This is a genomic window from Mycobacterium sp. (genome assembly GCF_032162105.1).
Classification (GTDB): Bacteria; Actinomycetota; Actinomycetes; order Mycobacteriales; family Mycobacteriaceae; genus Mycobacterium.
The window spans coordinates 1-4,471 of the sequence record NZ_JAVRPS010000515.1; the positions used below are offsets into that span (position 1 = coordinate 1).

Sequence of the window (4,471 nt, forward strand, 5' to 3'; positions counted from 1 at the left end):
TTCACCGATGACGACGTTCTGGTCGACCGATCCTGGTTGACCAACCTGGCCGCCAGGTTCGTCGAAGACGACCGGGTGGCCTGCGTGTGCGGGATGGTGCCCAGCGCAGAGCTATTGACTCCGGCACAGTCCTACTTCGACCGCAGGGTCGGATGGGCCCGCCGGTGCGACGCCGCGGTGTATGACCTGGCTGATCCTCCGGAGGACGACTGCCTGTTCCCCTTGCGCGTCGCGCAGTTCGGCACCGGCGCCAACTTCGCGGTCCGCCGTGACGCGGTCACCGAACTCGGCGGCTTCGACGAGGGCCTTGGCATCGGGTCGCCGACCGGCGGAGGCGAAGACATCGACCTGTTCGTCCGGGTGCTGCTGGCGGGTCACAAGCTGGTTCGGGAACCGTCGGCGGTGGTGTGGCACCGGCATCGGCGCACCGCCGAAGAACTCGAGACGCAGATTCACAACTACGGGTTGGGGCTGGGCGGCTGGATTGCCAAGCTGCTGACGCATCGCCAAACCGTTGGGATGGTGCTGCGCCGGGTCGGCCCAGGCATCCAGCACCTGCGGGGCATCACCGCGGTCGACCAGTCCGACGTCCTCGACACCGAACCGAGCCTCGACGGACTGGACCGGCGTGAGCTGGCGGGAGTTCTGCGGGGACCGTTGGCGTTGGTGCAAGCGCGTGTGGCTGGACGCAACGCGAATCCGCTCCGCCCGTGGAAGTTCTTCCGGGCGCTGGACTTTCGCCGCAGCCAGATGTGGGGCGACCCTGGCAACGTGATCATTGCCGGCCGACTGGCACTGTTGGCAGCAATTCTCGGTGCGGTCGGGTCACTCGGTGCGATCCGCACGCTACCCACTGCGGTACTGGTCCTCGTCGTCGCCGCGTTCATGATGGCTGGCCCCGGGAGTCTGCTGCTTTCCTGGTACCCCCATCTCCCTACGTACGCGGTGCTGCCGCTCATCCCGGTGGTCGGCCTTGCCGCGTGCGTGGTCACCGTCACCGGGCTGCTGATGGTCAACGTCTATCACCCGGTCGGGGTGCTGCTCGGCCTGACGGTGGCCACCACGGCAGGTGGTCTGGCACGGTGCGCGTATCTGGCCCAACGGCGAGCGGTCGGCGTGCCATGACCGCAACGTCCGCCATCGAACACACCTCGGCCGTACCCGCCAGCCACACGGCCGGACCACGCGACCGCGGTCGAGGCTGGCTGCCGTGGGCGATACTGGCGCTGGCGCTGGTCCTGTTCGTCATCGGCGAGCGCACCATTCCGACTGCCGTCCCCTCCCAGTGGGGCTTGCTCGCGGTCGCCTCACCGGCCTACGGTGCCTCGATCCTCCTGGCCGCCTTGGGATTTGCCGTGGCAGTTCGACGGGCGAACGCGCCAGCGATGGTGGTGGCGATCCTGGTGACGATCATCGTGCAACGGCTGCCGAGGGCCGTCGCGACCGACATGCCGATGTATGCGTGGACGTACAAACACCTCGGCGTTGTGGACTACATCCAGCACGCCCACACCTTGGCCCGCGACGTCGACATCTACAACGGGTGGCCTGGCCTGTTCGCGCTCACCGCCTGGTTCGCCGACCTGACCGGGGTGCCCGTCACCGAGATCGCGCACTGGTTCACGCCCGTGTTCCACGTCGTCTTCGCCCTGCTCGTCTACGGGGTGGCTCGATGCTGGGGTCTGCGCTCGATGGTCGCGTTGACCGCGACATTCCTGGTGTCGACCCTGAATTGGGTCGAACAGGACTACTTCTCGCCGCAAGCGACCGTCATGTTGCTGGTCGCGGGTGTCCTTATGCTGGTGGGGCTTTCGCGTGACCGACCCGTCGGCACGCTGCTGATCATCTTGCTGTTCGGCGCCGCGACGGTCACCCACCAGCTCACCCCGTACTGGACGCTCATGGTCATCGGGCTTCTGGTCATCACGCGGCGAATGAAGCCCTGGTGGATCGTGATTCCCTTGGCCGCGATGCTCGGTGCCTATCTGCTCTACAACTGGGACCAGGCGTCGCAATACACGCTGTTTTCGTCGGACGTCCTCGACAACGCCAAGACCAACATCCCGACCGTCGGTGTTCTCGGCCAGAGGGTGACGAGCGCGGGTGTGCGCGGGTTGTCGGCGGCCATGTGGGTCGTCACTGCGATCGTGCTGCTCGTTCGGTGGCGTCGCAAGCAGGCGTTCTTGGCGGCAGGAATTCTGGCGCTCAGCCCGATGCTGATCCTCGGCGGCCAGAATTACGGCGGGGAGGCGGTATTCAGGGTCTTCCTGTACTCGTTGATCGGCTGCTGTCTGGTCCTGGCACCGGTGCTGGTCGCGGCGTTGCAGGGCGGGATCAGGCGTTACGCCGCGGGTCTCGCCGCCCTCGGCGTCGCGACCGCGCTGTCCGCGCAGGGCTACACCGGGTCCTGGTACGCCAACGTGATGCCCAAGTCGCAGGTCGACACGGCGCGGGTGGTTCTCGGTCAAGCCGAGCTGCCTGCCTACCTGACCGCGGTTGCGCCGGTGTGGCCGGAACGCAGTTCGTGGCGTTACGTCGACTACGCACGGTTCGACGCGCATTTCGACGGTCTGATGATCAACGCCGCGAACCTCGCCGGACGACACTTCATCTCGCAGACCGACTACGAGGAGTTCGTCTACGCGCTGAACAGTCGCCCCGATGCGTCCACCTATCTCATCATCACCGACCAGATGCGGGTCTACTCTTGGTATTTCGGCATCCTCCCGTGGGACGCGCTGCCAAATCTCAAAGAATGGCTCAAGCGCGACACCGAACGCTGGCAGCCCTTCTTCGACGGTGAGGGCATCACCGTGTTCGTGCACAAGGTCGATACGGACAAGCTCGGCAAGTGACCATGATCACCAAAGTCCAACACCGCGACAGGCCGTGGGCCGACTCGTGCGTGAGCGTGCTCTGCGGGCCGATCGCGATGCCGACGACCGATGCCCTGCGTGCCGCGGTAGGTGCCATTTCCCGGGACTACCCCCATAGCCGGCTCACCTGGAGACTCGACAGTGAGTCATGGCAGTGGCACGGCGACCGCGCGCTCGAATCGGTTGTCGTCGAACGGGACTGGCCAGGAGACGACGTCGGTTCGACACTGGACGCGATGGCAGGAGACGCCGCACTGACGTCGCCGCTGTGCCTGATCCGGTACCCCAACCACATCGGCCTGCGGATGTTGCACAGTGTTGGGGACGGCCGGCTGTTCCTGACGACCATCTCGACGGTGCTGCAGAGCGCGTTGACGGGGGAGGTCGTGGAGTGGCCAGTGCAGAGGGCCAGGTCGTCCCCACTGCTTGGCGCGGCGGCAAAGACGTTCGGTGGCAGGCCACGGCTGCTGCGCGACGCCGTCCGCGACCGTGTTGCCCTGACTCCGGACGCACCGGTCGGCCCTGGCGAACAGAGACCATGGACTCCGGCGCGCCGCACCATCTACGGGTCGCTCGCCAGGTCGCGTGCCGATGAGTTGTTCGAGTGGGGTGCGCAATCCGCGCCGAAGGCGAGCCGCTTCGCCTTGCTGATCGCGTTGATGCTGCGCGCCATGCTCCGCGTCGGTCTGGAGACCTCCGACGATCGACGGGTCTTGGTCGACCTCCGGCGCTACCTCGGCTGGCGCTACATCGATGGCAACTTCGTCGCAGGCGTCCCGATGCGCATCGACGCCGAGATGGCGCCGGAGGAACTTTCGGCGAGTATGCGAACCACCATGAGTTCGGCACGGCCGCTGGCCAATCAGCTACTGACGTCGGCACGTAGCCGATTCGCGACGCCGATCCCGGTCACCAGTTTCGACCCGAACGGACTCGCCAGGGTGACGTTCACCAACATGGGCAGGACACCCGAGATCGATGGTTTGCCCTTCCTCACCGATCTTCCTCCGGTGTATGGCGGCAGCGTGCCACCGGACGGGCCCTTCGGCCTCACGGTGCTCTTCGGCGACAACCGACGGATGATCTCGATCAACGTGGCGTTCAACGACAACGCGATTGACGCCGACCTCGTCCAGCGCGCCGTGGACGCAGCGATAGCCGACCCCATCGGGCTGGTGTCGGAGTCACCGCTGCCGTCCCGATCTGGTGGACCGACATGAGCCGTGGCACCCTGTCGAGGTCGGCCGCCAGGGCGGTCGCTCTTGCGGCGCTGCTGGTCCTGCTCGTCAACCTCGTCACGTCGTGCAGCACCAAGACGGCCGAGTTCGATTATCTGAGAATCCAGGTCGACGGTCAGTCGGTACTCGCGGTGAGCAAGCGAGATGTCTTGGTGCACGGCATCGTGGTGTTCTTTCACGGTGTCGATCAGGACGAGTTCACCGTCACCAACGACCCGCACTTCGACGGCCTCACGTCGGACCTGATCGAGGCCGGGTACGCCATCGTCTCCAGCCGGGCAGGCGGGAATGACTTCACGCACCCGGCGAGGGTGAACAACTACCGCCAGCTCGCCTCGGTCGCGATGCAGCACTACA

The 4,471-nt window shown here is 66.0% G+C and carries 3 protein-coding genes and 1 pseudogene; all 4 read left to right on the plus strand.

Annotation, left to right across the window (positions count from 1 at the left end; genetic code table 11):
* The coding region (locus QOC69_RS26670) for a glycosyltransferase family 2 protein (protein ID WP_526445336.1) at positions 1 to 1,125 on the plus strand (1,125 nt) is incomplete at its 5' end.
* Positions 1,122 to 2,855 (plus strand): hypothetical protein, encoded by a 1,734-nt coding sequence (locus QOC69_RS26675; RefSeq protein ID WP_526445338.1) that lies wholly within the window; start codon positions 1,122 to 1,124, stop codon positions 2,853 to 2,855. The genes QOC69_RS26670 and QOC69_RS26675, both read left to right, overlap by 4 nt.
* Complete coding sequence (locus QOC69_RS26680) at positions 2,852 to 4,096, plus strand: hypothetical protein (RefSeq protein WP_526445340.1); 1,245 nt, start codon at positions 2,852 to 2,854, stop codon at positions 4,094 to 4,096. The genes QOC69_RS26675 and QOC69_RS26680 overlap by 4 nt, the downstream gene beginning before the upstream one ends.
* Positions 4,093 to 4,471: pseudogene (locus QOC69_RS26685) on the plus strand (hypothetical protein); the annotation flags it as partial. The gene QOC69_RS26680 and the pseudogene QOC69_RS26685, both read left to right, overlap by 4 nt.

Excerpts from the sequence above, each read along its gene's own strand:
- QOC69_RS26675 (WP_526445338.1), top strand. The coding sequence starts at position 1,122 with ATGACCGCAACGTCCGCCATCGAACACACCTCGGCCGTACCCGCCAGC.